Raw genomic sequence first — 25,564 nt, 5'->3', positions numbered from 1 at the left:
GGTCTTTGTCACTCATTCTCTCTTGAGCGACAACTATATTAGTATATCACAGCTACCTGCCTCTGTCAACAGATTTTTTAAACTTTTTTCAAGTTTTTTTAACCGCAATACACCATAGTCCGTACGGGATTCGAACCCGTGTTACCGCCGTGAAAAGGCGGTGTCTTAACCCCTTGACCAACGGACCTGAGCTTTTCAACTCTTTCTATTATACCGACTTTTTTACCTTTGTCAAGGACTTTTTCACCTCTTTACCGAAATTCTGAAAAGATAAGAGAAAAGAGCCAGTTAAACTGACTCCCTTTATTTATCTTGCCAATTAGTCGCGCGTTCCTCTCCCCACCAGTAAGGGATCAATTCGGCAACCTTAATTGTTTTTCTTGTTTCGTAGTCCATCATGAACTCTGCTTCTTTATTTTCAGAATTCAATTCTAAGATAAATTCCCTGCAGGCGCCGCAGGGCATACCTGATCCTTCGCCGTAGGGAGGTTTATCTCGAAAGGCGAGGATTTTCTTAACTTTAGTTTGTCCTGAAAATTGATACATATTGAAGAGAGCTGCTCGTTCCGCACAAAGATGAAAAACGCCACAAGTGCCCTCCATACAAAATCCTGTGAAGATCTGACCATCTTCTGCTTCTACTGCAGCAACAACATGGTTAGCATAAACAAAGTCAGAAACTTCATGGGGATTGTATAAGGTTCGTGCTTCTTCATACATTTTTTCCCATGTATCCATCGGAAGTCCTTTTTATTTAGAAATCTCTTTCAGCATGTTTTCAATATGCTGGATTGACTTTTCACGTCCGAGTAAGAAAATGGTGTCTGGTAATTCTGGTCCATGCATTTCACCTGATACAGCAATACGAATCGGCATGAAGAGGTTTTTCCCTTTGATACCTGTTTCTTTTTGAACTGCTTTGATTTGTGGGAAGATGTTTTCTGTCACAAATTCCTCATCTGTCATGGCTTCTAGTTTCGCTTTGAAAGCTTCTAGAACAACAGGAACGTTTTCTCCTGCCATGACCTCGCGCTCTGCATCTGTCAACTCTGGGAAATCTGCAAAGAAAAGATCTGTCAATGGAACGATTTCATCCACTGACTTCATTTGTGGTTTGTAGAGTTCCACCATTTTTTCAGACTTGTCAGTCAAACGCCCTGCTTCTTCTAAGTATGGTTTGGCCATTTCAAAGATAGTAGCAAGTTCTGCTCTCTTGATGTAGTCGTTGCTCATCCAGTCCAGTTTCTTCTGGTCGAAGGCTGCTGGAGACTTGCTAAGGCGGTTTTCATCAAAGAGTTTAATCAATTCCTCACGAGAGAAGATTTCGTCTTCCCCACCAGGGTTCCAGCCAAGAAGGGCAATAAAGTTAAAGACTGCTTCTGGAAGATAGCCTTTTTTACGGTAGTCTTCGATAAACTGAAGGGTGTTAGTGTCCCGTTTAGACAATTTTTTACCCGTTTCAGAGTTGATGATCAAAGTCATGTGACCGAACTCTGGTGCTTCCCATCCAAGCGCTTCATAAACCATAAGCTGTTTTGGAGTATTAGCAATATGATCATCACCACGGATAACGTGAGAGATTTGCATATCGTGGTCATCAATCACAACAGCAAAGTTGTAAGTTGGGTAGCCATCTTTCTTTTGAATCNCCCAGTCACCGCCGATATTGCCACCTTCAAACTCGATATCACCTTTGACCATATCATGCCACTTGTAGATACCAGACTCATTGACAGCCAAACGAACAGTTGGGATGATACCGGCTGCTTCACGTTCTGCGATGTAAGTTGCTTTTTCTTCTTCGCTCATGCCAAGATATTCATTGATGTAACGTGGTGTTTCGCCAGCTGCTTCTTGGCGTTCGCGCTCAGCCGCCAACTCTTCTTCTGTAACGTAAGATTTGTAGGCTTTTCCTTCAGCTAGCAATTGGTCGATGTATTTTTGATAGAGTTCCAAACGCTCTGATTGGCGATAGTTTTCATGAGTTTCTGGACTTTCATCCCAGTCAATCCCCAACCAGCGAAGATTTTCAAGCTGAGAACGTTCACCATCCTCAACATGGCGTTTACGGTCTGTATCTTCGATACGGATGATAAAAGTTCCACCATGATGGCGTGCGTAAAGGTAGTTAAACAATGCTGTACGGGCATTTCCGATGTGTAGTAGTCCTGTTGGACTTGGTGCGTAGCGTACGCGGATATCTTTTGACATAGTTTCTCCTATAAAGTCTCTAGGCGTCTGCCTTTTTGCTTTCTATATTATATCACAAGTCTCGCCTGAGTCCAATGTCTACGAATAAAGAGAGTAAAAAGAGTGGACAAGCCACTCTTTTCTTCTATTATAGACGTGCGTTAAGCTCCTTGCTCAATTCTTCAAATCCTGGTTTTCCAAGAAGGGCAAACATGTTGCGTTTGTAGGCTTCAACACCTGGTTGGTCAAATGGGTTGATGGCATTCAAGTAACCTGAAAGGGCAATTGCCAATTCGAAGAAGTAGATAGTGTAACCAAGAGTAAAAGCGTCTTGCTCAGGAAGAGTTACGTACATGTTTGGCACATCACCGTCAGTGTGGGCAAGAAGAACACCGTCAGTCGCTTTTTTGTTTACAAAGTCAACGTCTTTTCCTTGAAGGTAACCAAGTCCGTCAAGGTCTTCTTCCAAAGTAGGAATGATCACGTTCTTACGTGGTTTGTCAACACGGACAACTGTTTCAAACATGATGCGAGTTCCTTCTTGGATAAATTGACCAAGTGAGTGCAAGTCAGTTGAGAAGTTTGCTGAAGTTGGGTAGATTCCTTTTTGGTCTTTCCCTTCTGATTCACCAGCCAATTGTTTCCACCATTCTGAGAAGTATTGAAGTGATGGCTCGTAGTTTACCAAGATTTCAGTAGCGTAGCCTTTACGGTAAAGGATGTTACGAACTGCTGCGTATTGGTATGCTTCGTTTTCAGCAATCTTGTCTGAAGTGTAGTCTTTACGAGCTGCGTTCGCACCTTCCATGAGGGCTTTGATATCAGCTCCTGATGCAGCGATTGGAAGCAAACCAACTGCTGTCAATACTGAGAAGCGTCCACCGATGTCATCTGGAACTACAAATGTTTCCCAACCATTTGCATCTGCTTCAACCTTAACAGCACCTTTTTGGCGGTCAGTTGTAGCGTAGATACGTTTGTTAGCTTCTTCTTGACCGTATTTCTTAACCAAAAGTTCTTTAAAGACACGGAAAGCGATGGCTGGTTCTGTTGTTGTACCTGATTTAGAAATCACGTTTACTGAGAAGTCTTTGTCAGCTACGTACTCTACCAAGTCAGCAAGGTAAGTAGATGAGATTGAATTTCCAGCGTAAAGGATTTGTGGAGCTTTGCGCTCTTCTTTTGTTTGCAAGTTAGCAAAGTGGTGGTTCAAGAAGTCAATAGCTGCTTTGGCACCAAGGTAAGATCCACCGATACCAATCACAACCAAGACATCGCTATCTGACTTGATTTGCTCAGCAGCTTTCAAGATGCGGTCGAATTCTTCACGGTCGTAGTTTTCAGGAAGGTCCAACCAACCCAAAAAGTCGCTACCAGCACCAGTTCCTTTACGAATCAATTCGTCTGCAGCTGTTACTTGTGCTTGCATGTATTCCACTTCATGTGGGGCAACAAATTTGTCTAAAACTTTTGAATAATCAAATTTAATATGTGACATGATAATCCTCCAAAATTTCTTCTTTTCTATCATAACGCTTACCTTCGATTTTTTCAAGCTTTTTTATTGAATTTGCCCAATTTTTATCAGAATTCAAACGTTTGCGTAAATTTGCTAAAATATAAAAAATCTGAAAGGGCGAATAAAAACGGCTAGAGATTCTAACCGTTACAATTCATTTAATAAATACTCAAATAGTTCTAAATTGCCGTCTTCTTCATTGACCAGAAATTCTGGATGCCACTGCAAGCCGATGATACGATGCTCGTCGATAGACTCAATCGCTTCGATGGTCTGGTCTCTTGGATCAATAGCAGTTACACGGAAATTAGGTGCCAGATCTTTGATACTTTGACGATGGACTGAGTTAACCTGACTTTCTTTGCCAAACAACTTAGCCACCACACTCCCTTCTACTGTCTCAATAGTATGAGAGGTCCCAAAAGGCAAGCCTTGCCAGTGACCTTCAATTTCTTGGTAGAGAGTGCCACCAAAAGCAACATTGACCAGCTGAACACCGCGACAGATTGCCATAATTGGTTTATTCTGACGGAGCGCTTCTTTCAGGAGAGCTAGTTCAAACTCATCGCGTACAAGGTTGTAATCATCGCTCTCAATGGTTTTTTTCTCTCCATAAAACTGAGGATGGACATTTTGCCCACCTGTCAAGATGAGTTTGTCAATCATTTCCACATAATCGCGCACAATGGACTCATCTCCTACAGGAATCACTAAAGGGAGACCGCCGACTTGACGAATGCTCTCTGCAAATTTACAGGATACAGATGAGTGGATGTTTTTTCCTTCTGCATCTACAGGACATAGATTTGCAGCAACTCCTACAACCGTTCTAGCCATGATGTGTCTCCTTTCGATTTTCTTGCGACAGTCTTATCTTATCACTCCAACCCTTTCCTGTCTAATATGTTTTTTTAAAGACCGTGATAAGTATTTTTTATGGATAAGAAAAAGCTGCCCAATAAGGACAACTTCTTTTTTATTCGAAGACAAATTGATTGTGATACAGTTCTGAGTAGAAGCCACCGAGCTTGAGCAACTCGTGATGATTTCCACGTTCAATGACCTCTCCATCTTTGAGGACAATGATCTGATCAGCATTGAGGATGGTCTTGAGACGATGGGCAATGACAAAACTGGTTCGACCTGCTACAACTGCCTCCATGGCATGTTGAATCTTGCTTTCTGTTACGGTATCCACATTGGAAGTCGCTTCATCTAAGATTAGGACTTGAGGATCTGTCATCAAGGTCCGGGCGATGGAAATCAATTGTTTCTGACCAGTTGAGAAGATGTTTTGCTCATCATCAATAAGGGTATCATACTTGTCAGGCAAGCTTTCAATGTAGTCATGAATATGAGTTGCCTTGGCAGCTGCTTCGACCATTTCCTGACTGGCATCTGGCACTCCAAAGCGGATATTGTCTCGAATCGTTCCACTAAACAAGACCGAATCCTGCAAGACAATCCCGACCTTGCTCCGCAGACTGTCCAAGTCGTAGTCACGGATGTCTTTGCCATCAAAAGAAATGCTACCTGCATCCACATCGTAGAAGCGATTGATAAGGTTCATGATGGTCGTTTTCCCTGAACCAGTCGGACCGACAACTGCTATCATCTGCCCCTTAGGAGCTGAAATGCTAACATCTTTTAAAATCGGCTTGTCTGGCACATAAGAGAAATCAATGTGACTGATTTCAACACCTTCTCGCAATTCCGTAAAGGCAGGCGCATTTTGCGGGCGAATCTCTTCTTCTGCATCGAACATTTCTTGGATACGATCCGCCCCAGTAAAGGCCAACTGGAGGCTCCCCCAACTCGCAGCCACCTGGATAATTGGCTGGTAGTACTGCTGAGAAAATTGGGTAAACATGACAATCAAACCTAGGGCTGTTGTTGTTTCGATACTTGAATCGTTCAGCAAGACAGCAGAACCTGCAAAAATAACGATGGCCGTATTGACCAAGCTCATCCCATTCATAACTGGAAAGAGGATACCTGAGAACATTCTCCCTTTAAAGGTTGCCTTGCGCACGCGCTCATTTTGCTCCACAAAGCCTGCTACGATGTCATCTTGAATTCCTTGTACAATAACAGCTTTCTGTCCAGAAATACTCTCATCCATGTAGGCGTTGAGTTTCCCTACCTCTTTTTGCTGTAGATTGGTGTACTTGCGGGCCATTTTCACGATGAAGACCAACATGAGAAAGGCTACTGGGGTGCTAGCTACTGTTATCAGGGCTAGTGTCACATTTCTTGAAAACATGACAAAGATCAAACCGATGTAAAGAGCAATATTGCTCATGACCTGAACTAGGCTTTCATTGAAGGCTTGAAGGATGTTATCCAAGTCACTCGTGAAGCGAGAAAGGATGTCCCCATCCTGATGGCGGTCAAAGAAAGAAACGGTCAAACGGGAAAGTTTGCCAAAGAGACCCTTACGCATCTCGTTTGTTGACTCAGCAATCACACGGGTCATCAAGGTCATGTAAATCAAACTGGATACCACTAAGGCGAGAACAACCAGAGCTAGATTCAGCATCAGAGCTGATAAACTCTGCCAGGCTAGTTCAGAAGTCCCATTTTGATAAGCTAGAACTAGGTTAGCGAGCTCTGTTACTGCTTGACCTGAAAAAACAGGAAAGAGGGCTTGGGCAATCGTCGCAACTGCAACCATCAGAACCACAATGACAAAGGAGAACTTGTAAACTTTAAAATAATTCCAGAAAAATCGAACGGTTTTCATTTTATTCCTCCTTTCCCTTTTGTGTTTCGTAGATTTCGCGGTAGACGGCATTGTTAGCTACCAAGTCTGCATGCCTTCCTTCTCCAATCAAGCGTCCTTGGTCCAAGACCAAAATCTTGTCTGCATGGACGACTGAACTGATCTTTTGAGCGATGATAATGGTTGTCGTCCCTTTCAGGTCTTTATTCAAAGCTTCCTGCACGAGTCTCTCTGACTTGGCATCCAAGGCCGAAGTCGAATCGTCAAAAATCAGGATACGGGGATTGCTGACAATCCCACGGGCAATGGACATCCGTTGTTTTTGTCCACCAGAAAAATTGGTGCCTCGTTCTTCGACCTGGCTCTCAAATTTGTTTTCCATGCGTCCGATAAATTCACTGGCTTGGGCAATCCGTGCTGCACGTTCCATTTCTGACACGCTGGCATTGCCTTTCCCTTGACGAAGATTATCTGCAATGGTCCCGCTAAAGAGAATAGCACGTTGCAAGACAATGGAAACTGTTTTACGCAAGGTTCCCTCGCTGATGTCTCGAATATCCTTGCCTCCAATCTTGATAGATCCCTCCTGCGGATCAAAAAGGCGTGGAATTAACTGAGCTAGGGTGGACTTCCCTGCTCCAGTCGCCCCAACCACACCGACCATCTGACCAGGCGCAATTTCAAAGGTCACATTCTTCAGCATAGGCTCATCGTCATTGGGATAGGTAAAGGTCACATTTTCAAAAGAGAGACTTCCTTCTAACTCTTCGTCTGGGAGATCTTTAAATGTCATCGCTGGCTCGGTATCTAGAATTTCGCGGATACGACGCAAGGAAATCATGGCACGACTGACAGAATTTCCTAAAAATCCAACCATGATGATGGTAAAGATAATCTGGCTGAGATAGTTGATAAAGGAAGCAATCGAGCCCACAACAGATGGATCTGACTGAGCCATGCCTGCCACCAACCAGATAGAGAGGAAGACTGCCCCATAGCCGACTAGCATCATAACAGGTTCTATAACTGAGAAGGCATAACCGATATAAAGATTTTGGCCGAGAAGTTCATCAGAAACATCGGTAAATTTGTCAAATTGTGCTTTTTCTTGTACAAAGGATTTGACCACGCGCACACCACGTAAATTTTCTTTGGCGATAGCATTAATCCGTTCAAGAAGGGTTTGAAACTTAGCAAATCGTGGTCCCATCATTCCCATCATGATGGCTGTTAGTGCAAAGATCAAGAGCACCATGAGGACAATCACCCACCAAAGTGATGGAAGAGTGTGAACCGCCAAGATAAAGGAACCGATAAAGAGAAGAGGGAGACGGAAAAGAATTTGAAAAGCCATCATCACCACGTTCTGAATTTGGTTGATATCATTGGTCATACGGACGACAAGGTTACCCGCATTGAATTGCTCGATATTGGCATAAGAAAAAGTCTGGATCTTGCGAAAAGCGTCTTCACGAAGGTCCGAAGACACTCCTTGAGCAATGTAGGCTGCAAGTGTTACATTGACCCCACCTGCAACCAGACCGACTAGGGCTACTCCTATCAGCCAAGCGCCAATACTATAAATAGCCTCATTTTGTCCGACCAGCAAAGCCTCTAACACCTCTTGCAAATAGCGCGGTTGCAAGAGCGAACTCGCAACCATCAAGCCTGTCATCATTAAGGATGCCAAGGCCTGCCATTTATAGGTTTTTATTTTTTTAATGAGCATATTTCCTCCTAATAAAATAGATAAAGGGAGCGACATCCTGCGTCAGCTCCTTCTCATTCGTTCATATTGATGCTATTCTAGCAAAAAAGAGGCATCTTGTCAAAGAAGTCTCCTTATTATAAATTAGTGCGCTTTCATCTACAGGTGATGCATGAAAAGGCTTTTTATGGTAAAATGAAAGGAAGAACTCTTACAAGGAGGAAAAGATGAAGAAACAAACCATCGCTGTCTTGGGTCCTGGTTCTTGGGGAACTGCCCTTTCGCAGGTCCTAAACGACAATGGACACGAGGTTCGAATTTGGGGAAATATTTCTGACCAAATTGATGAAATCAATAACCAACATACAAACAAACGCTACTTCAAAGATATCCTACTCGACGAAAAAATCAAAGCCTATCATGACTTGGAAGAAACACTAAAGGATGTGGATGCTGTTTTATTTGTGGTCCCAACAAAAGTAACGAGACTGGTTGCCCAACAAGTAGCAAAGGTGCTTGATCACAAGGTTGTCATCATGCATGCCTCCAAAGGATTGGAACCAGATAGCCACAAACGTCTATCAACTATTCTTGAAGAGGAAATTCCAGTCGATCTCCGTAGTGAAGTCGTCGTTGTTTCAGGACCTAGCCACGCTGAGGAAACTATTGTGCGGGATATTACTTTGATCACTGCAGCCTCTAAAGACCTTGAAACGGCCCAGTACGTCCAAAATCTCTTTAGCAATCACTACTTCCGTCTCTATACTAATACGGATGTTATCGGAGTTGAAACCGCTGGTGCTCTCAAAAACATTATCGCAGTTGGCGCTGGAGCACTACATGGTCTAGGATTTGGCGACAATGCCAAGGCGGCTATCATTGCCCGTGGCTTGGCTGAAATCACCCGTCTAGGGGTCGCTCTTGGAGCTAACCCTCTGACTTATAGCGGGCTTTCTGGAGTTGGAGATTTGATTGTAACGGGAACATCTGTCCACTCTCGTAACTGGAGGGCAGGTGATGCTCTCGGTCGTGGAGAATCCCTCGCAGACATCGAAGCAAACATGGGCATGGTCATCGAAGGCATTTCAACAACTCGAGCAGCTTACGAGCTGGCTCAGGAATTGGGTGTCTACATGCCAATCACACAGGCTATTTACCGAGTCATCTACGAAGGTGTCAACATCAAAGAAGCAATCACTGACATCATGAGCAATGAATTTAAAGCAGAAAACGAATGGTCGTAGACCCTTATAGAAAGGAACATCATGAAACAAAAAGTCAGAAAAGCAGTCATCCCTGCAGCTGGATTGGGAACTCGCTTCCTCCCAGCAACTAAGGCCTTGGCCAAGGAAATGTTGCCAATCGTAGACAAGCCAACTATCCAGTTTATCGTTGAAGAAGCCCTCAAATCTGGAATCGAAGACATCTTGGTTGTTACTGGTAAGTCAAAACGTTCCATCGAGGACCACTTCGATTCAAACTTCGAATTGGAATATAACCTTAAAGAAAAAGGGAAAACCGATCTTTTGAAGCTGGTTGATGAGACAACCGGCATGCGCCTGCATTTTATCCGCCAAACACATCCACGTGGTCTCGGCGATGCTGTTTTGCAAGCCAAGGCTTTTGTCGGAAATGAACCTTTTGTCGTTATGCTTGGTGATGATTTGATGGATATCACCAACGAAAAAGCTGTTCCGCTCACCAAACAACTCATGGATGACTACGAGCGTACGCACGCGTCTACTATCGCTGTCATGCCAGTCCCTCACGACGAAGTCTCTGCTTACGGGGTTATTGCTCCACAAGGCGAAGGAAAAGACGGCCTTTACAGCGTTGAAACCTTCGTTGAAAAACCAGCGCCAGAGGACGCTCCTAGTGACCTTGCTATCATCGGACGCTACCTCCTCACTCCTGAAATTTTCCAAATCCTCGAAAACCAAGCTCCAGGTGCAGGAAATGAAATTCAGTTGACAGATGCAATCGATACCCTCAATAAAACACAACGTGTATTTGCTCGTGAGTTCAAAGGGGCTCGTTACGATGTTGGAGACAAGTTTGGCTTTATGAAAACATCCATTGACTACGCGCTCAAACACCCACAAGTCAAAGACGACTTGAAAGACTATCTCATCCAACTTGGAAATGAGTTAGCTGAGGGGGAATAGAAGAAAAGCAAAGCTCTTAAATAAGGGCTTTGTTTTTTGTTGAATCTTGCAATAAAAAAGCCATCTTTGCAGATGACTTATTAGCAACCGAATCGGTGCTCATTTAACTATTCCCCCCTACACATAGGTCATTCCCTTATAGCATAGGAAAATAGCTAGTGCGATAAAAAGTACGGTTGCTCCGATTCGCTGGCTAGTACTGTACATTCTTCTCTCCCATTTGACTGGAAAGATAACTGCTAGAAAGGCACCTCCTACTGCACCTCCGATATGGCCTGCTAGGCTGATTCCTGGAATCAGAACACTTCCGACAATATTAATCACAAAAAGTGTCAGATAGGATTGCCCCAACTGCTGAATATAGGGGTTGCGAGTTGCGTAACGCAAGACGATAATCGCAGCAAATAACCCGTATAGGGAAGTGGATGCCCCAGCAGCGACAACTTTCGGTGTGAAAGCAAAAACAAAGAGATTGCCCATCATTCCAGATAATAGATAGAGAAAGAAGAACTGCTTAGAACCGAAAATCTCCTCAACCTGTCGTCCAAGAAAGTAGAGCGAAATCATATTGACAATGAAATGCTCCCATCCAATGTGCACAAATATAGCCGAAAAAAGGCGCCATATCTGCTCAGGGAACAGGCGAATGATCGGTCCATACATGGCTCCAAACTGAAGCAGGGTATCTGCTCGTTCAAAATTTAAACCTGTAAAAACCAACATCAAGAGAAATACCAATGCTGTCACTAGGAGGAAGAAACTAGTCACAGGATAACGTTTATCAAAGATTTCCTTCATAGATTAGCACCTCCTGGACGGGAATATCATGGTTTTCCGAGTTAAACTCCTGAACTTGACAAGGATAGATTGTACTCATGGTATGCCCAGCAAAATGCTCCAGATAGCGGTCGTAGTATCCTCCACCATATCCAATCCGATAGCCCTCAGTTGTAAAAGCCAAACCCGGAACATGGATTAAGTCAATCTGAGACGGATCCACAACTTCCAAGTCTCCTTGCGGTTCCAGTAAACCAAAGGAAGTTTTTACCAACTGCTGCGGATCGTAGACCACAAACTCCATGCGCCTCTGGGGATAGGTTTTGGGTATCAGGACCTTCTTGCCGTCCTTCAGCGCCTGCTCAATCAGTTCCTGCGTTTGAAATTCATGAGGGAAGGAGAGATAGGTTGCGATGGTCTTAGCTTCTTGGTAAAAGGGGTGACGTAAGAAACACTCAGTTAAAGCTCGATCCATAGCCTGTTTTTGCTCCTGAGATAAAGCCTTCATTTCGTGTAAAACTTGCTTTCGTAGTTCTGCTTTCATAGACAATTCCTCTACTCTGCTGCCTTCTTTTTCAGGAAACTAGATACTGCTTCCACCCCAACGGCTAAGGCTTCTTCCTTAGGACTCATCTGTGGGTGATGAAGGGCGTAGGGACTGTCGATACCTAGCCAGAACATAACGCCATCTACCTTCGAAAGGAGGTAACCAAAGTCCTCACCTGTCATAGCAGGCTCGATATCAATCAACTCAATTCCCTCTTTCTCTTCAAAAAAGTCCATCAGTTCACGCGCCAAGGCCGGATTATTCTCAACAGGTAGGTAGCCTCCTTGCTTGAGTTCTACTTCGACTTCCATATCAAAGGCTGCTGCAACCCCTTCTGCGACTGTCTTGATTCTTTTTTGTACCAAGAGGCTCATGTCTTGAGTCAAGGCGCGAATGGTTCCGTGTAAAAATGCTGTGTCTGTAATGACATTGTTGGTTGTTCCAGCTTGGAAAACACCAAAGGTCACCACTGCTCCCTCAATTGGGTTGACATTGCGGCTGACAACTGACTGTACTTGGGTTACAAAGTAACTAGCAGCCACCAAGGCATCATTGGCCTCATGCGGGAAGGCTGCGTGCCCACCTTTCCCTTTGAAACGAATCTTCACCTCACAAGTCCCTGCAAAGAGTGTATGGTTATTGGTCGCAATCTGTCCAACCTTTAGGTCTGGACGAACATGGAGACCATAAAACTGGTCTGGTAGCCAGTCCCCAAAAGCGCCATCCTCATACATGAGCATCCCACCTGCTTCATTTTCTTCAGCAGGCTGAAATAGGAAGAGCAGATTATTCTTGGGTTGCTCCTCAAGGGCACGCTCGAGACAGCCCAAGGCAATAGTCATATGAAAATCATGGCCACAGGCATGCATGCGACCTTGGTGCTGAGAGGCAAAAGGCAGTCCTGTTTGTTCGACGATAGGCAGACCATCAATGTCTGTTCGCCAACCAATGGTTCGTTCCGGCTGACTTCCCTGCAGGTAGACCAAAATCCCTGTTCGCCAAGTTCGAACTTGAACAAAATCCTTGCCCACAGTCAATTTCTCAATCACATCCAGCAAATAAGCCTGAGTCTTGAACTCCTCCAAGCCAATCTCTGGAATCTGGTGTAAATCTCGTCTAGTCTGAATCAAATCTAACATCTATCTGTCCTCCTATATAGCAGAAAGAGGCTGGAAAAAGGGTTCCGCCTCTTTTTTACTTTTACAATTACAAGGTACGAAGCGCATCCTCTAGCGCTGTTTTTTGTTGGGTTTGGGCATCAATTTCTTTGATGATGCGAGCTGGAACACCTGCTACAACCACATTTTCTGGAACATCTTGGGTAACAATAGCTCCTGCTGCAACAACTGAACCACTACCGATTTTGACTCCCTCGATAACCACTGCATTGGCACCGATAAGAACATTGTCTCCGACACGGACTGGTTCAGCACTAGCTGGCTCAATCACACCCGCCAAAACTGCACCTGCACCAACGTGGCTGTTTTTTCCAACAATGGCACGTCCACCAAGGATGGCACCCATGTCAATCATGGTTCCTGCACCGATTTCAGCACCGATATTGATAACAGCTCCCATCATGATAACAGCATTGGCACCAATTTCAACCTGGTCACGTATAATAGCACCTGGCTCGATACGAGCGTTGATAGCACGTTTATCTAACAAAGGAACTGCAGAATTACGAGCATCTTGCTCGACAACATAATCTTGATTTTCTACTAAACCTTCAAGAAGCGGAGCCACGTCCTTCCAGTCTCCAAATAAAACATTTCCTAGTTTGACAACAGAGCTTGGTACAGCAGTTGCAAGTTGTCCTTCAAAGGTTACTTTGACACTGGTTTTCTTTTCTGCATTAGCGATAAATTGGATAATTTCTTGAGCGTTCATTTTTGTAGCAGTCATAGGTGCCTCCTGGTTCGTTATAATGATACCTATTCTACCAAAAAAGGCCCCAAATTTGAAGCCTTAACTATCAAATAATCATCTTTACTGGGCTTGTTTTGCTTCTTCTACAGATAAGAAAATCATCGGAACGATAATCAACACCATAGCTAAAGCCAAAAAACCATCCATGACCAATCCCAGAAAAAGAACACTTAATAAAGCTGAAGAGAGCGGTTCGCTAGCGCTCACCACCGATACAACCAGCGGGGAAACAAGTGACACAGCCTTCATAGATAGGAAGAAGGCAAAAGCAGTACCAAACACAGCAATCGTCAGACAAATCAGCACACTTACCAGATCCACTTGAAAACTTATCCGATAAATAGGGTAAAGGAAATTACTAAAGAGTCCTGCCAGAATCATCCCCCAACCAACAGTTGGAACGAAACCGTAGCGCCGTGCAAAACGTTGGGGCAGGATAACATTAAACATGACCCCTACTGCACTAAGCAAACCTGTCACTAGAGCCAAAGGTGTCATGGACAACTGGGACAAGTCCCCTTTTGTGGCCATCAAAAAAACACCTAGCATGGCAATCAAAACATAGAGCACAGCTGTAATCGAAGCCTTCTTCTGGTAAACGATTCGATTGTAAAACAGGATAAAAACTGGGCTGATAAATTGTAAAATGGTTGCCGTCGTCGCATTGGAATACTCAACACAAAGATAAAAGAAAAACTGCACAGAAAAAATACCTAGAATAGCATAGGCTAAAAAAGGTAGATAATTTTTCTTATCACGCCAGATGTCCAACAAGTGGCTACGCAACTGAAAGGCAGATAGGCCTAAAACCAAACNCCCCGCCACTAGTAAACGCATAGAAGTAATCCATCCAGAAGACACTGGATAATGAGTGAAAAAATACTCTCCTAAAATCCCACAAATTCCCCAGATTAGGCCTGAGAGTAGCGAGTATAGTGTTCCCTTAACAATCTTTTTCTGATAATGATTCATATTATTATTGTAACACGAAACCAACAAAGAAAAAAGTAGCAACAAGGAGAAATTACTAACCTTGCTACTACTCTTTCTTAACGATTAAATAGACGTGAACGTCCTGAAGAACCACTTTGAGTATTCCCACTCGAACTTGAACTTCCAGAGCTACTGCTTGAACTTGAGCTTGGAGGAGTCACTGCTGGAATGCTCCCTAGAATATTCTTCCATGCGTTCAGATAATCTGCATCGCTTCCTCCAATAGCAAAGCGATAGGTGGTCACTGGGGCGCCTTCTTTAGTCGCCCAGTAGCTCGTTACTGTTGATCCAGAAACTTCTATTTCTTTCCCATTGATGGAAACCTTGCCTGGTTTTTGCCCTGTAGAACGAAGAACTTGTGACTTGGTCACACTTGGATCCAGGTTAAAGCGCTCATTCCCCCATATTCCAGGTTCAGCTTGCTGGATAGCATTGACCAAGTGGGCCATATAGTTGGCATTGCGGTAGTGGCCTGCTCCTTTGGCTAGCGGTCTGTTGTCGTCGTGACCTAACCAGCCACCCAAAGTCAAGCGAGGTGTAGAAAGCATGAGCCACATATTTTCATCTTCATTGGTTGTACCAGTTTTTCCAATCCAGTCAGCACGAGCTAGGGATGGATTGATAGTCGTCAAGTCCGTCTGGAAACTTGAGGTAATCCGAGACGAGATAACATCCCGAAGGAGACTTTGCATGATGGTTGCTGTCGCTTTCGAATAAACTTGGACAGGTTCATCCTTGTGCTCGTATACCACTCGACCATCCGTTGACTCGATCTTCGCAATCATATGTTTCTTATGGTAAACTCCATTGTTGGCCAGAGTTTGATACCCGTTGGTATGCTGGGCAACTGTAACGTCAATCCCCCCACCCATCGGTAAACTTTCAATCCCATATTCTGGGATTTCGTAACCCATTTTTTCCATATAGCCTTTGACATCAACACCCTTCTCTCGAAGCGTACGATACGTCCAGTAGGCTGGGATATTCCATGAGTAGTTAAGGGCTTCTCCCAATGTCATCATGCCCGTACCAGGACTATTGACATACATGATGGGGTTCCCGTTTGAGAAGTTGGTAGGATAGTTTGATAAGATACTTGCACTTCCCATCAAACCTTGGTCAATAGCGATACCATAGGCCAATATAGGTTTTGTGGTTGAAGCTGGAGAACGCTTGGTATCGATAGCGTGATTGTTCTGATTTTCTTGATAATTACGACCACCAACAAATCCAAGGATCGCTCCCGTTTGATTGTCCATGAGGACATTCCCCACCTCAGGCTTGCCTGTCGAATCATCTAGCAGATAGCCGTAGGTCGCAACCGCATTTTGCATCGCAGCATGAACGTTTTTATTGATAGTTGTCGTAATTTTATATCCACCATTTTCAATTTCCTTAGTGGCTAAATCACGATAGGATTTCTGAATGGACTCATTCTTTAATTCTTGCGCAGAGACATTATCTCGTTGGACAAGGTAGTCGTACATGCGGTCAGTAGCTTCTGCCAAGGTTGCATAGTAGAGATAGTCACGCGAAGTACCACTAACACTACCTGATGGTAGGAAGTCTTTCTTAAAGTCATAATCTTTGTACTTATCGTAGTCTTCCTGACTTAGAGCTCCTGTCCGGTACATGTTGTAGAGGACATCCTTGGCACGCTTAATTCCCAAAGCCATGTCCTCATCACTCTTCATACTACCATCAGATTCATAAGGAGAATAACTGATTGGACTCTGTGGCAATCCTGCGATAAAGGCAGCTTGAGGGACCGTTAAATCCGAAGCATTGACCCCAAAGATTCCTTCCGCAGCCTGCTGGGCACCTGCAATATTTTGACCTTTATGATTGCGACCAAAAGGAGCTATGTTAAGGTAGGTTGTCAAAATCTCATCCTTATCCATGGCCCTTTCTAAAGCAAGAGCATCAATAATCTCTTTAGCCTTACGAGCTAGAGTTGGAGCATCCCCCACCACTTGCTGCTTGATGACCTGCTGGGTCAAGGTCGAACCACCACTAGACGAGCCTAGACCGACAAAGGTTCCCAAGGTCGCACGAATAACGGCCTTAGGCACAACTCCCTTGTGCTCATTGAAATGTTCGTCCTCTGTCGCAACAATGGCTTTCTTAAGGTTATCTGAGATAGCATCTGAAGCGACTGAAGTGCGCAACAAATCGCCCTCGATCGAGGCAATGGTACTGCCGTCAGAATAAGTGATTTCTGAGATGGAAGCAATATCCTTCACTTGCTTGACCAACTCTTCTGCTTGAGGTACCTGGGCCTTGTCAAATAGAGCGACTCCATAACCCATAGCCACACCAGCGCCAAACAGCCCACCGATAAAGCCTAAGATAAAGAGAGTGTTAAAGACTATTTTAAACCCACTCAAAATCTTAGCAAAAATAGACCCTGCCCTTCTAACTTTGTCAGAAGAGGTCCCCTTTTTACTGGTTTTCTTATTAGCTAGTTTTTCTGCTAGTCTTTTCTTCCATTTTGCAATTCGTTGCATTAGCTGCTGGAAAAAATGCAGCATTTTTGTTTTTAATTCATTAATTCTTTCTTTCATGAATGTCCTCGCTTTCTCTATTATACCATAAAAGGGAAACTTTCAATAAAATAGCCACTTTCTTCCCTATTCCACTAGGCTATTAATCAAGTTTGTGATACAATAGGTAGAAACAATATTTTATAAAGGAGAAAAGACACATGCACATTTTTGATGAGCTAAAAGAGCGTGGTTTGATTTTTCAAACGACTGATGAAGAAGCTTTGCGTAAAGCCCTAGAAGAAGGTCAAGTTTCTTATTATACTGGCTACGATCCAACTGCTGACAGCCTTCACCTAGGCCACCTTGTCGCAATCTTGACTAGCCGTCGTTTGCAACTAGCAGGTCACAAACCTTATGCGCTCGTTGGCGGTGCTACAGGTCTCATCGGAGATCCGTCCTTCAAAGATGCTGAGCGTAGTCTCCAAACAAAAGACACAGTAGAGGGCTGGGTCAAGTCTATCCAAGGACAACTTTCTCGCTTTCTTGACTTTGAAAATGGTGAAAATAAAGCTGTCATGGTCAACAACTACGACTGGTTTGGCAGCATCAGCTTCATTGACTTCCTCCGTGATGTCGGAAAATACTTCACTGTCAACTACATGATGAGTAAGGAGTCTGTGAAGAAACGTATTGAAACAGGGATTTCTTACACTGAGTTTGCCTACCAAATCATGCAAGGTTATGACTTCTTTGTCCTTAACCAAGAGCACAATGTAACCCTTCAAATCGGTGGTTCTGACCAATGGGGAAATATGACTGCAGGTACCGAATTGCTTCGTCGTAAGGCTGACAAGACTGGTCACGTGATTACTGTGCCACTCATCACAGATGCAACTGGTAAGAAATTTGGTAAATCTGAAGGAAACGCAGTCTGGCTCAATCCTGAAAAGACTTCCCCATACGAAATGTACCAATTCTGGATGAACGTCATGGATGCAGACGCTGTTCGCTTCTTGAAGATCTTTACTTTCTTGTCACTGGATGAGATTGAAGAGATCCGCAAACAGTTTGAAGCAGCTCCACACGAACGCTTGGCTCAGAAAGTCTTGGCTCGTGAAGTCGTAACACTTGTTCACGGAGAAGAAGCCTACAAAGAAGCCCTCAACATCACTGAGCAACTCTTTGCAGGAAACATCAAAAACCTTTCTGTCAAAGAACTTAAACAAGGACTTCGTGGAGTACCAAACTACCAAGTACAAGCAGACGAAAACCACAATATCGTGGAACTCCTTGTGTCATCTGGTGTGGTGAACTCCAAACGCCAAGCCCGTGAAGATGTTCAAAATGGAGCCATCTACGTCAACGGCGACCGTATCCAAGACCTTGACTATGTCTTGAGTGACACAGATAAGTTAGAAAACGAACTAACTGTTATCCGCCGCGGTAAGAAAAAATACTTCGTTCTTACATACTAAAAAAGCAGACTGGAGGCATTTGCCATCCAGTCCTTTTTTTGCTAGACTAAAACTATGAATACAAACCTCAAACCCAAACTCCAACGCTTTGCTACTGCGACTGCCTTTGCCTGCCCCATCTGTCAAGATAATCTGACCTTGGTCGAAACTAGTCTCAAGTGTAGCAATCGCCATTCTTTTGACTTGGCAAAATTCGGCTATGTCAATCTAGCTCCGCAAATCAAGCAATCGGCCAACTACGACAAGGAAAACTTCCAGAACCGCCAACAAATCCTAGAAGCTGGCTTTTATCAAGCTATCTTAGAAGGTATCTCGGACCTACTAGCGACTAAATCATCTGCAAAAACTGTCTTGGACATCGGTTGTGGCGAAGGCTTCTACTCTCGCAAACTCCAAGAAAGTCACTCTGATAAAACCTTTTACGCCTTTGATATTTCAAAAGATTCCGTTCAAATCGCTGCCAAGAGCGAACCCAACTGGGCGGTCAACTGGTTTGTCGGTGACCTGGCTCGCCTCCCTATAAAAGACGCCAGTATGGACATCCTGCTTGATATCTTTTCCCCTGCCAACTATGGTGAATTTCGCCGCGTTTTATCCAAAGACGGTATTTTAATCAAGGTCATCCCGACTGAAAATCATCTCAAGGAAATCCGCCAAATGGTACAGGAGCAGCTGACAAAGAAGGATTATTCCAACCAAGATATCAAAGAACATTTCCAGGAACATTTCAGCATCCAATCTAGCCAAATAGCTTCCCTAACAAAGCATATCACAGCAGAGCAACGCCAAGCCCTGCTCAGTATGACACCCTTACTCTTTCACGTTGATCAGAGCAAGATTGACTGGAGTCAATTGACTGAGATTACCATCGAAGCAGAGATTTTGGTTGGGAAAGCAGTGTAAATAAATCTTTCAGATAAGACAAAACCCGCACCCTTGATTGAGGTGCGGGTTTGATTTTTGTAAAAAAACAGCGAGTTAACTTCCCCCATTTTCACTTGCAACCAACTGATCCCACTTGAGATTTTCTTTACTAACTGTATCTTGAATAGCGTTTGAAAACTCTCCTTTTATCTCTGCATCAATTTGATTATTAACAAAATTAATCTCTTTCTTTGTATTTGTACCTATTTCCTTCGCTTCTTTGTCAAATTTCTGAATAATCCGAACCGTAGCCCGTTTTTTAGCTGGCACATACAAGGTTCTTATGATGTTTTTTTCTAATTCCTTCTCAATTTTACTATAGGCTTCAAAAGAGCGTAACTGATCCATTCCCCAGTCATAAGCTCCGTGTATAGCACCCTCTACTTCTCTCACACCTGGAATATTTTTTCTAGCGAAGTCATAAATTCCAGTACCGACATCTTCAAATAATCCCATCCGTTTCCCTCCTATTTTTCATCTGACTGACATAACCTTAGTTCACTAGAGAGTTGCTCAATGACTGCCTCTTGTTTTCGATACTTTCTCTTATAGCTATCTTCTAAATCGGCATATTTTCTTTCTAGCTCACGTCGCCGAGTTCTATACTCCCCTTCACTCACCATCCTGTACCGATTTATGGTTTCCACCGTAGCCTTAAGCATGCCCTCAGTGGCATCCGGCATTTTTGCATAAGCTGCCAACACAAGGGAATGTTTTTCATCAAATTTTTGATTTAATCCCTTATGAAAATCATGCAAAAAGCTCCACTTGGTATCCAAATCATCCTTTGACTGTCGGTATTGATCGCCAATCTGATAGAGTTCTTCTTGGGCATCTACTAACTTCGTCCTAATCTCACTCCACTTATCCATGAGCAATTAACCCTTGTAATTCTTTATCTTTCTGAACGGTTTGTTCAATCCCTGCTTTTATTTTTGTCTCCAAATTTGTAAATGAAGTAGCTACTGTCTTCGCGGTCTTTTTAACAGTACGACAATGACTATCTACCACTTCAACAACCGTTCCATAGTTGATATTACATTCATTGTAAGTCGCTCTGACTTCATCTGAGGATAGGAGAAAACCGAATGGTACATCTCCGAGGCTTTTAAACACGGTCAGAGCCTTATCGACTGCACTTGTCCCTTTGGCACCTATCAAATCAACCGTTGCACTGGAAGTAGTGGATAATCCGCTAGCAACAACCAGCGACTGCTCTGAGTCCAGCGCGATGAGCTCTGTAATGGACAAGCCATTTGGAGAAGCCGTACCGATGTCATTGACTTTAAAGCGATCTTTCTTGCTCTGCACACGTTTTAGGCCTTGATCCGTATTTCTTTTAATGTTGTCCATCGCAATCGTATACTTGATATCACCAGCGACTGCCCGCAAATCCTCCATCATGTGACCGCCTGAATCAGGGATGACATACTCTTTTCCTACATAAACTCCACTGACTAGATCCGATATATTATTCAGAGGGTCTTGCTTTGTCGTAATACGTGTGATGTTTCCCGTAAAACTAGCCTTGTCACTCTCTATCGCTGCTATATTTTTAGCAGAAAAAATACTCAGGCCAGCAGGGATATAGAGAGGCGCTGCATTGTAGACGATGGTTTCCGGAGCGTTGTATTTGAGTGCGACACGCTGAGCGACATTCCCACCTAAGGAGTGCCCTGTCAAGATAACATCTTCTGGATTTAAGCCGTTCTTTTTTAGAACATCCTCATAAAACTGATATGCTGAATCATAGTGATGCCCCGTCCCAAAGGCGATACTAACACCATCGGTCTTGATCGCGTCATTGTAAAAGTCACTATTAGGGTTGGTTCCTGTATAGGCAATGATGGTTTTTCCACTTGGCTTATCTCTAAAGGCAACCCCACTCGTCCCTGTATCAGGATCACGGAAACTGGATAGATACTGAAAATTCTCGGGCATGATTTTCTTTTCGGTGTCAATGTAATCTTTTGATACAGTTCTATCAGTTGCTCCTTTAATTCTGGCCTTTTCAAATTCATAAGACAGATCCGAAGCATCAAGTGTTGGATTAGTCCCATCTAAAGTAACTAGGTTGTTAGCTTTACTCATGTTATTTCCTCGTCATTCCTCAATGATAAATTGTCTATAACCAAATATACAGATTAAACTAAAAATTTTAACACTTAACCACCAGCTATAAGTTCTGTATGAGAATTTTGACCATCTCTAATCTTTAAAGTATAACTAAATGTTTTATTCTCTATTGCTTCACGCATAATATAAATAATCATTTTTAGTTCTTTGTCCTGCTCTACTCCCATATAGTTGTTTAAAATCGGGTCCGTAAGAGTGTAGTCAATATCTGCACTCCCCGTTTCATAACTATAACTTTTACCTCCCATATGTAATTTTGATAGGCTAGCTTTATTAATCGTAAATTCCTGGAGTAATAATATCGGACTTTTTATCTTGATATTTGCGGTTGAATCTTTTAATTGAATTTTGCCATATTGATAAGTTACAGCACCTTTATATATAAGTTCTTCTCTGTTCTTCCCATTCTGTTCAAAACTAATTTTTTCTTCTGATATTGTACCTGAAATCTGCTTAGTTTGAGAATTCCCATCTAAACTGATAGTTTGGAACCTATAGCCACTATCTTCATTATATTCATATAAATCATTTATCGTAATATTAAACCCCTCCGGAAACTTCTCAAACAAATCTTCCAGATTCTCTGTCGGATAGACCTTGCTTAACTCTGCAGCCTTTCCTTCGATAAATCTTCGACTGCTTTTTAGACTACATCCAGCTAACACCATCATTCCAAACCCTCCTACTAACATCATCATTACAATTTTTTTAAACATGGATTGCTCCTCCTCTCAGAATCCAAGATAGTCACTTCATTATACCAGTTTTAAGCTTCTGATTCAATCTAAATAACCGTCAAGTCATTCAAAGGAGCTTGCTTTGTCGTAATACGTGTGATATTGCCTGTGAACCTAGCCTTTTCAAATTCATAGGACAAATCCGAAACATCAAGTGTTGGATTTGTTCCATCTAGAATGACTGATGATGTTTCTTCACTCATATTTTTACCTCGTAGTGCTTCTTTACACAAATTTATTACTTTTGCCGAAATACAACTTTAGTAACCTTCAATTAATTCTGTATGAGAGTTATGACCATCTTTAATATCTAGAGTATAGCTGTAAGCCTTATTTTCAACCGTCTCATACATGATATAAATAATCATTTTTAATTCTTTAGCCTGCTCCACTCCCATGTAGGTGTTCAAAATCGGATCTGTGATATTGTATACAATATCTGCACTGCCAGTCCCACTATTATAACTTTTACGAACTATATCCAAATCTGATAATTTATCTTTGTTTATAGTAAATCTTTGTAGCAATAACACAGAATTCTTAATTTTAAAATTCGCATTTGGATCCTTTAATTGAATTTTACCATCTTGATAAATGACTTCACCCTCATATACAAAACTTTCACTACGCTTTTCATCTTGATCAAAACTAACTTGTTTCTCTGATATTGTACCTGAAATCTGTCTAGTTTGAGAATTCCCATGTAGATTGATTGATTGGAGTTTGTACCCACTTTCTTCATATTCGTATAAATCCTTTGAGGTAATCTGGAACCCACCTGGAAACTTATCAAACAGGTCTTCCAGATTCTCTGTCGGATAAACCTTGCTTAATTCTGCAGCCTTTCCCTCGATAAATCTTCGGCTGCTTTTTCCAAAACAACCAGTCAATATCAATAGTGCCACTCCCAAAAGTACCACTGTAAGTGCTAGTTTTTTCATCATAAATCACCCCTACTTCTCAGGAATCAAGATAATTCCTTGACTTCCTCTCATGACTAATTTTCCTCTAGTTTTCCTACAATGCCTTCTGAATGGTAGAGCCTATCTTTTCTAAAAGCGATGGAGTAACCGTAATTCTTTCCTGATACCGTTGGTTCAGGAATATTGATATCCATATTAATTTGGTCATCTTTTTCTAAACCCAAATATGTATTGACTTGTTCATTTTTGAGCTTATAGGTGATGCTAGCAGAACCGGTCTCAAGGCTATAGCCTTTCCGAACTACTTCTAGGCCTTTTAAACTCGACCTTGAAATAGAAAATTCCTGCATTAAAAGTCGTGAGTGTTTTAAGTCACCTTTCTCTTTATTATTAGAAGTGCTTCCTTCTGACAAATGAAGACTGCCATCTTTGTAGTAGACATTTCCTTTATATAGCATTTCCTTTTCAATTTTCCCATCTGAATTTTCGAATGAGCTTTCCTTGGTAATTTCTCCTTTTATTTCTTTGGTTTCGGAAATGCCATTTAAAACCGTTTGGTAAATTATTGTTGGTGAGTTTTCATCTTTCTTTTCAGTATCTGTTATACGAATCTGAAACCCATCCGGAAACTTTTCAAACAAATCTTCCAGATTCTCCGTTGGATAAACCTCGCTTAACTCTGCAGCCTTCCCCTCGATAAATCTTCGGCTACTTTTTGTAAAACAACCAGTCAATGTCAATAGTGCCATTCCCAAAAGTACTGCTACCAATGCTAATTTTTTCATCATAAATTCCCCATCAATCATTATAAAGTTTAAATTCTTGTTTTTTGTAACCACTAAATAATTCCGAATGAGAGTTATGCCCATCTTTAATATCCAAAGTATAGCTATAAGCTTTATTTTCAACAGTCCCAGACATGATATAAAAAATCATTTTTAATTCTTTATCCGGTTCCACCCCCATGTAATTATTTAAAATCGGATCTGTGATATTGTATACAATATCTGCACTCCGAGTTTCAACATTGTAGCTTTTTCTACCCATTTTTAATTTTGACAGGGTATTTCTATTGATTGTAAATTCTTGGAGCAATAGTTTAGGATTTCTTATCGTCGCATTTGCCTGAGGATCCATCAATTGAATCATTCCATCTTTATAAACTACTCCACCTTCATAGATTTTTTCTTCAGTAGGAGCCTTTGTTCCATTCGATGTTATCTTCTCACTAACAATAGTTCCTATTATCTTTTTCGTTTCTCCATCTCCTCTCAATTTCACAGATTGGAACAGATAGCCCTCTCCTTCTTTATAATCATAAAGTTCATCACTTTGAATCCGAAAGCCATCCGGAAACTTTTCAAACAAATCTTCCAGATTCTCCGTCGGATAGACCTTGCTTAACTCTGAAGCCTTTCCCTCGATAAATCTTCGGCTGCTTTTTAGGCTACATCCAGCTAACACCATTATTCCTACTCCAACTAACATCATCGTTGCAATTTTTTTTAACATGGATTATTCCTCCTCTCAGAACCCAAGATGATTACTTTACTATCGCTCATTGCTAATATCCCTCTAGTTTTCCATTAATCATCTCAGTATGATCAATATCATTTTTTCTAAAAATAACAGTATATCCATAACTTTTACCTGCTATCGTTGGTTCAAAAATATTGATATCCATATTTATTTCAGTATCTTTTTCTAAACCCAAATAATCATTCACTTGTTCATTTTTAAGATTATAAGTAATGCTTGCAGAACCTGTCTCAAAACTATAGCCTTTCCGAACTACTTCTAGGCTTTTTAAACTAGACCGCGAAATAGAAAATTCCTGCATTAAAAGACGGGTATGTTTTAAGTCACCCTTTTCTTTATTATTAGAGCCAGTGTCATTTGATAAGTGAATACTACCATCTTTGTAGTAAACCTCCCCTTGATACAACATTTCATGCTCTATATTCCCTGACGAATTTTTAAATGCTTTCTCTTTAGTGTACTTTCCTTTAATTTCTCTCGTTTCCGAAATTCCATTTAATATTAAATGATAAATTATTGATGAAGTTCTTTCATCTTCTTCAAGATTTTCAGCATCCATAACATCTATCTGAAATCCATCCGAAAACTTTTCAAACAAGTCTTCCAGATTCTCCGTCGGATAGACCTTGCTTAACTCTGCAGCCTCTCCCTCGATAAATCTTCGGCTACTTTTTCCAAAACAACCAGTCAATGTCAATAGTGCCATTCCCAAAAGTACCACTGTGAGTGCTAGTTTTTTCATCGTAAATTCCCCTCTTCTTTATCCGATTCAGTCTAATTAACAATAGTATACC

At 42.2% G+C, this 25,564-nt stretch carries 25 protein-coding genes and 1 tRNA gene; 4 read left to right on the top strand and 22 right to left on the bottom strand.

What is annotated here, in order from left to right; genetic code table 11:
• Positions 1-115: 115 nt before the first annotated feature.
• The 7 genes from D8863_RS08655 to D8863_RS08625 all read right to left on the bottom strand — a co-directional run bounded on the left by D8863_RS08655 (position 116) and on the right by D8863_RS08625 (position 8,160).
• A tRNA-Glu gene (locus D8863_RS08655) sits at positions 116-187 on the bottom strand.
• Between the two features lie 116 nt (positions 188-303).
• A complete protein-coding gene (locus D8863_RS08650) occupies positions 304-738 on the bottom strand; it encodes a cytidine deaminase family protein (RefSeq protein ID WP_125441670.1) in 435 nt (144 codons plus the stop codon).
• Positions 739-750: 12 nt separating this feature from the next.
• Entirely contained in the window at positions 751-2,211 is a 1,461-nt protein-coding gene (gene gltX / locus D8863_RS08645) for a glutamate--tRNA ligase (RefSeq protein WP_125441669.1), read from the bottom strand.
• A gap of 127 nt (positions 2,212-2,338) precedes the next feature.
• The gene (locus D8863_RS08640) at positions 2,339-3,688 is read right to left on the bottom strand and encodes a glucose-6-phosphate isomerase (protein WP_000018244.1); all 1,350 of its coding nucleotides are present in this window, start codon (positions 3,686-3,688) and stop codon (positions 2,339-2,341) included.
• Positions 3,689-3,856: 168 nt separating this feature from the next.
• Complete coding sequence (locus D8863_RS08635; protein WP_000124763.1) at positions 3,857-4,546, bottom strand: gamma-glutamyl-gamma-aminobutyrate hydrolase family protein; 690 nt, start codon at positions 4,544-4,546, stop codon at positions 3,857-3,859.
• Between the two features lie 139 nt (positions 4,547-4,685).
• On the bottom strand, positions 4,686-6,452 hold the full coding sequence (locus D8863_RS08630) for an ABC transporter ATP-binding protein (RefSeq protein ID WP_125441668.1): 1,767 nt from the start codon (positions 6,450-6,452) through the stop codon (positions 4,686-4,688).
• 1 nt (position 6,453) lies between these two features.
• Positions 6,454-8,160 (bottom strand): ABC transporter ATP-binding protein, encoded by a 1,707-nt coding sequence (locus tag D8863_RS08625; protein WP_125441667.1) that lies wholly within the window; start codon positions 8,158-8,160, stop codon positions 6,454-6,456.
• Between the two features lie 206 nt (positions 8,161-8,366).
• Here D8863_RS08625 and D8863_RS08620 point away from each other — a divergent pair, with 206 nt between their 5' ends.
• Together D8863_RS08620 and galU are read left to right on the top strand one after the other, a co-directional pair.
• A complete protein-coding gene (locus tag D8863_RS08620; protein ID WP_033585444.1) occupies positions 8,367-9,383 on the top strand; it encodes an NAD(P)H-dependent glycerol-3-phosphate dehydrogenase in 1,017 nt (338 codons plus the stop codon).
• Positions 9,384-9,404: 21 nt separating this feature from the next.
• Entirely contained in the window at positions 9,405-10,304 is a 900-nt protein-coding gene (galU, locus tag D8863_RS08615) for a UTP--glucose-1-phosphate uridylyltransferase GalU (RefSeq protein WP_125441666.1), read from the top strand.
• A gap of 117 nt (positions 10,305-10,421) precedes the next feature.
• Here galU and D8863_RS08610 read toward each other — a convergent pair whose 3' ends face one another.
• The 6 genes from D8863_RS08610 to pbp1b form a co-directional block, all read right to left on the bottom strand.
• Positions 10,422-11,102 (bottom strand): rhomboid family intramembrane serine protease, encoded by a 681-nt coding sequence (locus D8863_RS08610; RefSeq protein WP_125441665.1) that lies wholly within the window; start codon positions 11,100-11,102, stop codon positions 10,422-10,424.
• Positions 11,086-11,625 (bottom strand): 5-formyltetrahydrofolate cyclo-ligase, encoded by a 540-nt coding sequence (locus D8863_RS08605; RefSeq protein WP_125441664.1) that lies wholly within the window; start codon positions 11,623-11,625, stop codon positions 11,086-11,088. Before D8863_RS08605 ends, D8863_RS08610 begins: the two co-directional genes overlap by 17 nt.
• 11 nt (positions 11,626-11,636) lie before the next feature.
• On the bottom strand, positions 11,637-12,767 hold the full coding sequence (locus D8863_RS08600; RefSeq protein WP_125441663.1) for an N-acetyldiaminopimelate deacetylase: 1,131 nt from the start codon (positions 12,765-12,767) through the stop codon (positions 11,637-11,639).
• Between the two features lie 67 nt (positions 12,768-12,834).
• A complete protein-coding gene (gene dapD / locus D8863_RS08595) occupies positions 12,835-13,533 on the bottom strand; it encodes a 2,3,4,5-tetrahydropyridine-2,6-dicarboxylate N-acetyltransferase (protein WP_125441662.1) in 699 nt (232 codons plus the stop codon).
• An 84-nt stretch (positions 13,534-13,617) separates the two neighbouring features.
• A complete protein-coding gene (locus D8863_RS08590; protein ID WP_125441661.1) occupies positions 13,618-14,529 on the bottom strand; it encodes a DMT family transporter in 912 nt (303 codons plus the stop codon).
• Positions 14,530-14,606: 77 nt separating this feature from the next.
• The gene (gene pbp1b / locus D8863_RS08585) at positions 14,607-17,114 is read right to left on the bottom strand and encodes a penicillin-binding protein PBP1B (RefSeq protein ID WP_125441660.1); all 2,508 of its coding nucleotides are present in this window, start codon (positions 17,112-17,114) and stop codon (positions 14,607-14,609) included.
• A gap of 140 nt (positions 17,115-17,254) precedes the next feature.
• Between pbp1b and tyrS the strand changes: the two genes are divergently transcribed.
• A complete protein-coding gene (gene tyrS, locus D8863_RS08580; protein WP_125441659.1) occupies positions 17,255-18,511 on the top strand; it encodes a tyrosine--tRNA ligase in 1,257 nt (418 codons plus the stop codon).
• A 54-nt stretch (positions 18,512-18,565) separates the two neighbouring features.
• Positions 18,566-19,414: a putative RNA methyltransferase gene (locus D8863_RS08575; RefSeq protein WP_125441658.1), complete on the top strand. Its 849-nt coding sequence runs from the start codon at positions 18,566-18,568 to the stop codon at positions 19,412-19,414.
• A 75-nt stretch (positions 19,415-19,489) separates the two neighbouring features.
• Here the strand turns inward: D8863_RS08575 and D8863_RS08570 are convergent, their stop codons facing one another.
• From D8863_RS08570 to D8863_RS08535, 9 genes are all read right to left on the bottom strand, one after another.
• Positions 19,490-19,891: a hypothetical protein gene (locus tag D8863_RS08570; protein ID WP_125441657.1), complete on the bottom strand. Its 402-nt coding sequence runs from the start codon at positions 19,889-19,891 to the stop codon at positions 19,490-19,492.
• Positions 19,892-19,902: 11 nt separating this feature from the next.
• Positions 19,903-20,307: a hypothetical protein gene (locus D8863_RS08565; RefSeq protein ID WP_125441656.1), complete on the bottom strand. Its 405-nt coding sequence runs from the start codon at positions 20,305-20,307 to the stop codon at positions 19,903-19,905.
• Positions 20,300-21,526, bottom strand: a complete 1,227-nt coding sequence (locus D8863_RS08560) for a Tle-like phospholipase domain-containing protein (protein ID WP_125441655.1) — start codon at positions 21,524-21,526, stop codon at positions 20,300-20,302. The genes D8863_RS08565 and D8863_RS08560 overlap by 8 nt, the downstream gene beginning before the upstream one ends.
• 74 nt (positions 21,527-21,600) lie before the next feature.
• Positions 21,601-22,287: a hypothetical protein gene (locus D8863_RS08555; protein ID WP_084917341.1), complete on the bottom strand. Its 687-nt coding sequence runs from the start codon at positions 22,285-22,287 to the stop codon at positions 21,601-21,603.
• A gap of 68 nt (positions 22,288-22,355) precedes the next feature.
• Entirely contained in the window at positions 22,356-22,511 is a 156-nt protein-coding gene (locus D8863_RS11100; protein WP_158084954.1) for a hypothetical protein, read from the bottom strand.
• A gap of 57 nt (positions 22,512-22,568) precedes the next feature.
• Positions 22,569-23,252: a hypothetical protein gene (locus D8863_RS08550; RefSeq protein WP_125441654.1), complete on the bottom strand. Its 684-nt coding sequence runs from the start codon at positions 23,250-23,252 to the stop codon at positions 22,569-22,571.
• 53 nt (positions 23,253-23,305) lie between these two features.
• Entirely contained in the window at positions 23,306-24,019 is a 714-nt protein-coding gene (locus D8863_RS08545) for a hypothetical protein (protein WP_125441653.1), read from the bottom strand.
• A 10-nt stretch (positions 24,020-24,029) separates the two neighbouring features.
• Positions 24,030-24,743 (bottom strand): hypothetical protein, encoded by a 714-nt coding sequence (locus D8863_RS08540; protein WP_125441652.1) that lies wholly within the window; start codon positions 24,741-24,743, stop codon positions 24,030-24,032.
• 52 nt (positions 24,744-24,795) lie between these two features.
• Positions 24,796-25,512 (bottom strand): hypothetical protein, encoded by a 717-nt coding sequence (locus tag D8863_RS08535; protein WP_125441651.1) that lies wholly within the window; start codon positions 25,510-25,512, stop codon positions 24,796-24,798.
• Positions 25,513-25,564: the final 52 nt, after the last annotated feature.

This window comes from Streptococcus oralis, from assembly GCF_003943825.1.
Lineage (GTDB): Bacteria > Bacillota > Bacilli > Lactobacillales > Streptococcaceae > Streptococcus > Streptococcus oralis_CD.
This window is presented reverse-complemented; position numbering and strand designations above follow the sequence as displayed.

Coding starts and splice junctions, on each gene's coding strand:
- D8863_RS08545 (WP_125441653.1), bottom strand. CDS start 24,019: ATGATGAAAAAATTAGCATTGGTAGCAGTACTTTTGGGAATGGCACTA.
- dapD (WP_125441662.1), bottom strand. CDS start 13,533: ATGACTGCTACAAAAATGAACGCTCAAGAAATTATCCAATTTATCGCT.
- D8863_RS08620 (WP_033585444.1), top strand. CDS start 8,367: ATGAAGAAACAAACCATCGCTGTCTTGGGTCCTGGTTCTTGGGGAACT.
- D8863_RS08540 (WP_125441652.1), bottom strand. CDS start 24,743: ATGTTAAAAAAAATTGCAACGATGATGTTAGTTGGAGTAGGAATAATG.
- D8863_RS08550 (WP_125441654.1), bottom strand. CDS start 23,252: ATGATGAAAAAACTAGCACTTACAGTGGTACTTTTGGGAGTGGCACTA.
- D8863_RS08640 (WP_000018244.1), bottom strand. CDS start 3,688: ATGTCACATATTAAATTTGATTATTCAAAAGTTTTAGACAAATTTGTT.
- D8863_RS08630 (WP_125441668.1), bottom strand. CDS start 6,452: ATGAAAACCGTTCGATTTTTCTGGAATTATTTTAAAGTTTACAAGTTC.
- D8863_RS08600 (WP_125441663.1), bottom strand. CDS start 12,767: ATGTTAGATTTGATTCAGACTAGACGAGATTTACACCAGATTCCAGAG.
- D8863_RS08610 (WP_125441665.1), bottom strand. CDS start 11,102: ATGAAGGAAATCTTTGATAAACGTTATCCTGTGACTAGTTTCTTCCTC.
- D8863_RS08565 (WP_125441656.1), bottom strand. CDS start 20,307: ATGGATAAGTGGAGTGAGATTAGGACGAAGTTAGTAGATGCCCAAGAA.
- D8863_RS08625 (WP_125441667.1), bottom strand. CDS start 8,160: ATGCTCATTAAAAAAATAAAAACCTATAAATGGCAGGCCTTGGCATCC.
- galU (WP_125441666.1), top strand. CDS start 9,405: ATGAAACAAAAAGTCAGAAAAGCAGTCATCCCTGCAGCTGGATTGGGA.
- tyrS (WP_125441659.1), top strand. CDS start 17,255: ATGCACATTTTTGATGAGCTAAAAGAGCGTGGTTTGATTTTTCAAACG.
- D8863_RS08560 (WP_125441655.1), bottom strand. CDS start 21,526: ATGAGTAAAGCTAACAACCTAGTTACTTTAGATGGGACTAATCCAACA.
- D8863_RS08635 (WP_000124763.1), bottom strand. CDS start 4,546: ATGGCTAGAACGGTTGTAGGAGTTGCTGCAAATCTATGTCCTGTAGAT.
- D8863_RS11100 (WP_158084954.1), bottom strand. CDS start 22,511: ATGAGTGAAGAAACATCATCAGTCATTCTAGATGGAACAAATCCAACA.
- pbp1b (WP_125441660.1), bottom strand. CDS start 17,114: ATGAAAGAAAGAATTAATGAATTAAAAACAAAAATGCTGCATTTTTTC.
- D8863_RS08650 (WP_125441670.1), bottom strand. CDS start 738: ATGGATACATGGGAAAAAATGTATGAAGAAGCACGAACCTTATACAAT.
- D8863_RS08555 (WP_084917341.1), bottom strand. CDS start 22,287: ATGTTTAAAAAAATTGTAATGATGATGTTAGTAGGAGGGTTTGGAATG.
- D8863_RS08570 (WP_125441657.1), bottom strand. CDS start 19,891: ATGGGATTATTTGAAGATGTCGGTACTGGAATTTATGACTTCGCTAGA.
- D8863_RS08575 (WP_125441658.1), top strand. CDS start 18,566: ATGAATACAAACCTCAAACCCAAACTCCAACGCTTTGCTACTGCGACT.
- D8863_RS08535 (WP_125441651.1), bottom strand. CDS start 25,512: ATGAAAAAACTAGCACTCACAGTGGTACTTTTGGGAATGGCACTATTG.
- D8863_RS08605 (WP_125441664.1), bottom strand. CDS start 11,625: ATGAAAGCAGAACTACGAAAGCAAGTTTTACACGAAATGAAGGCTTTA.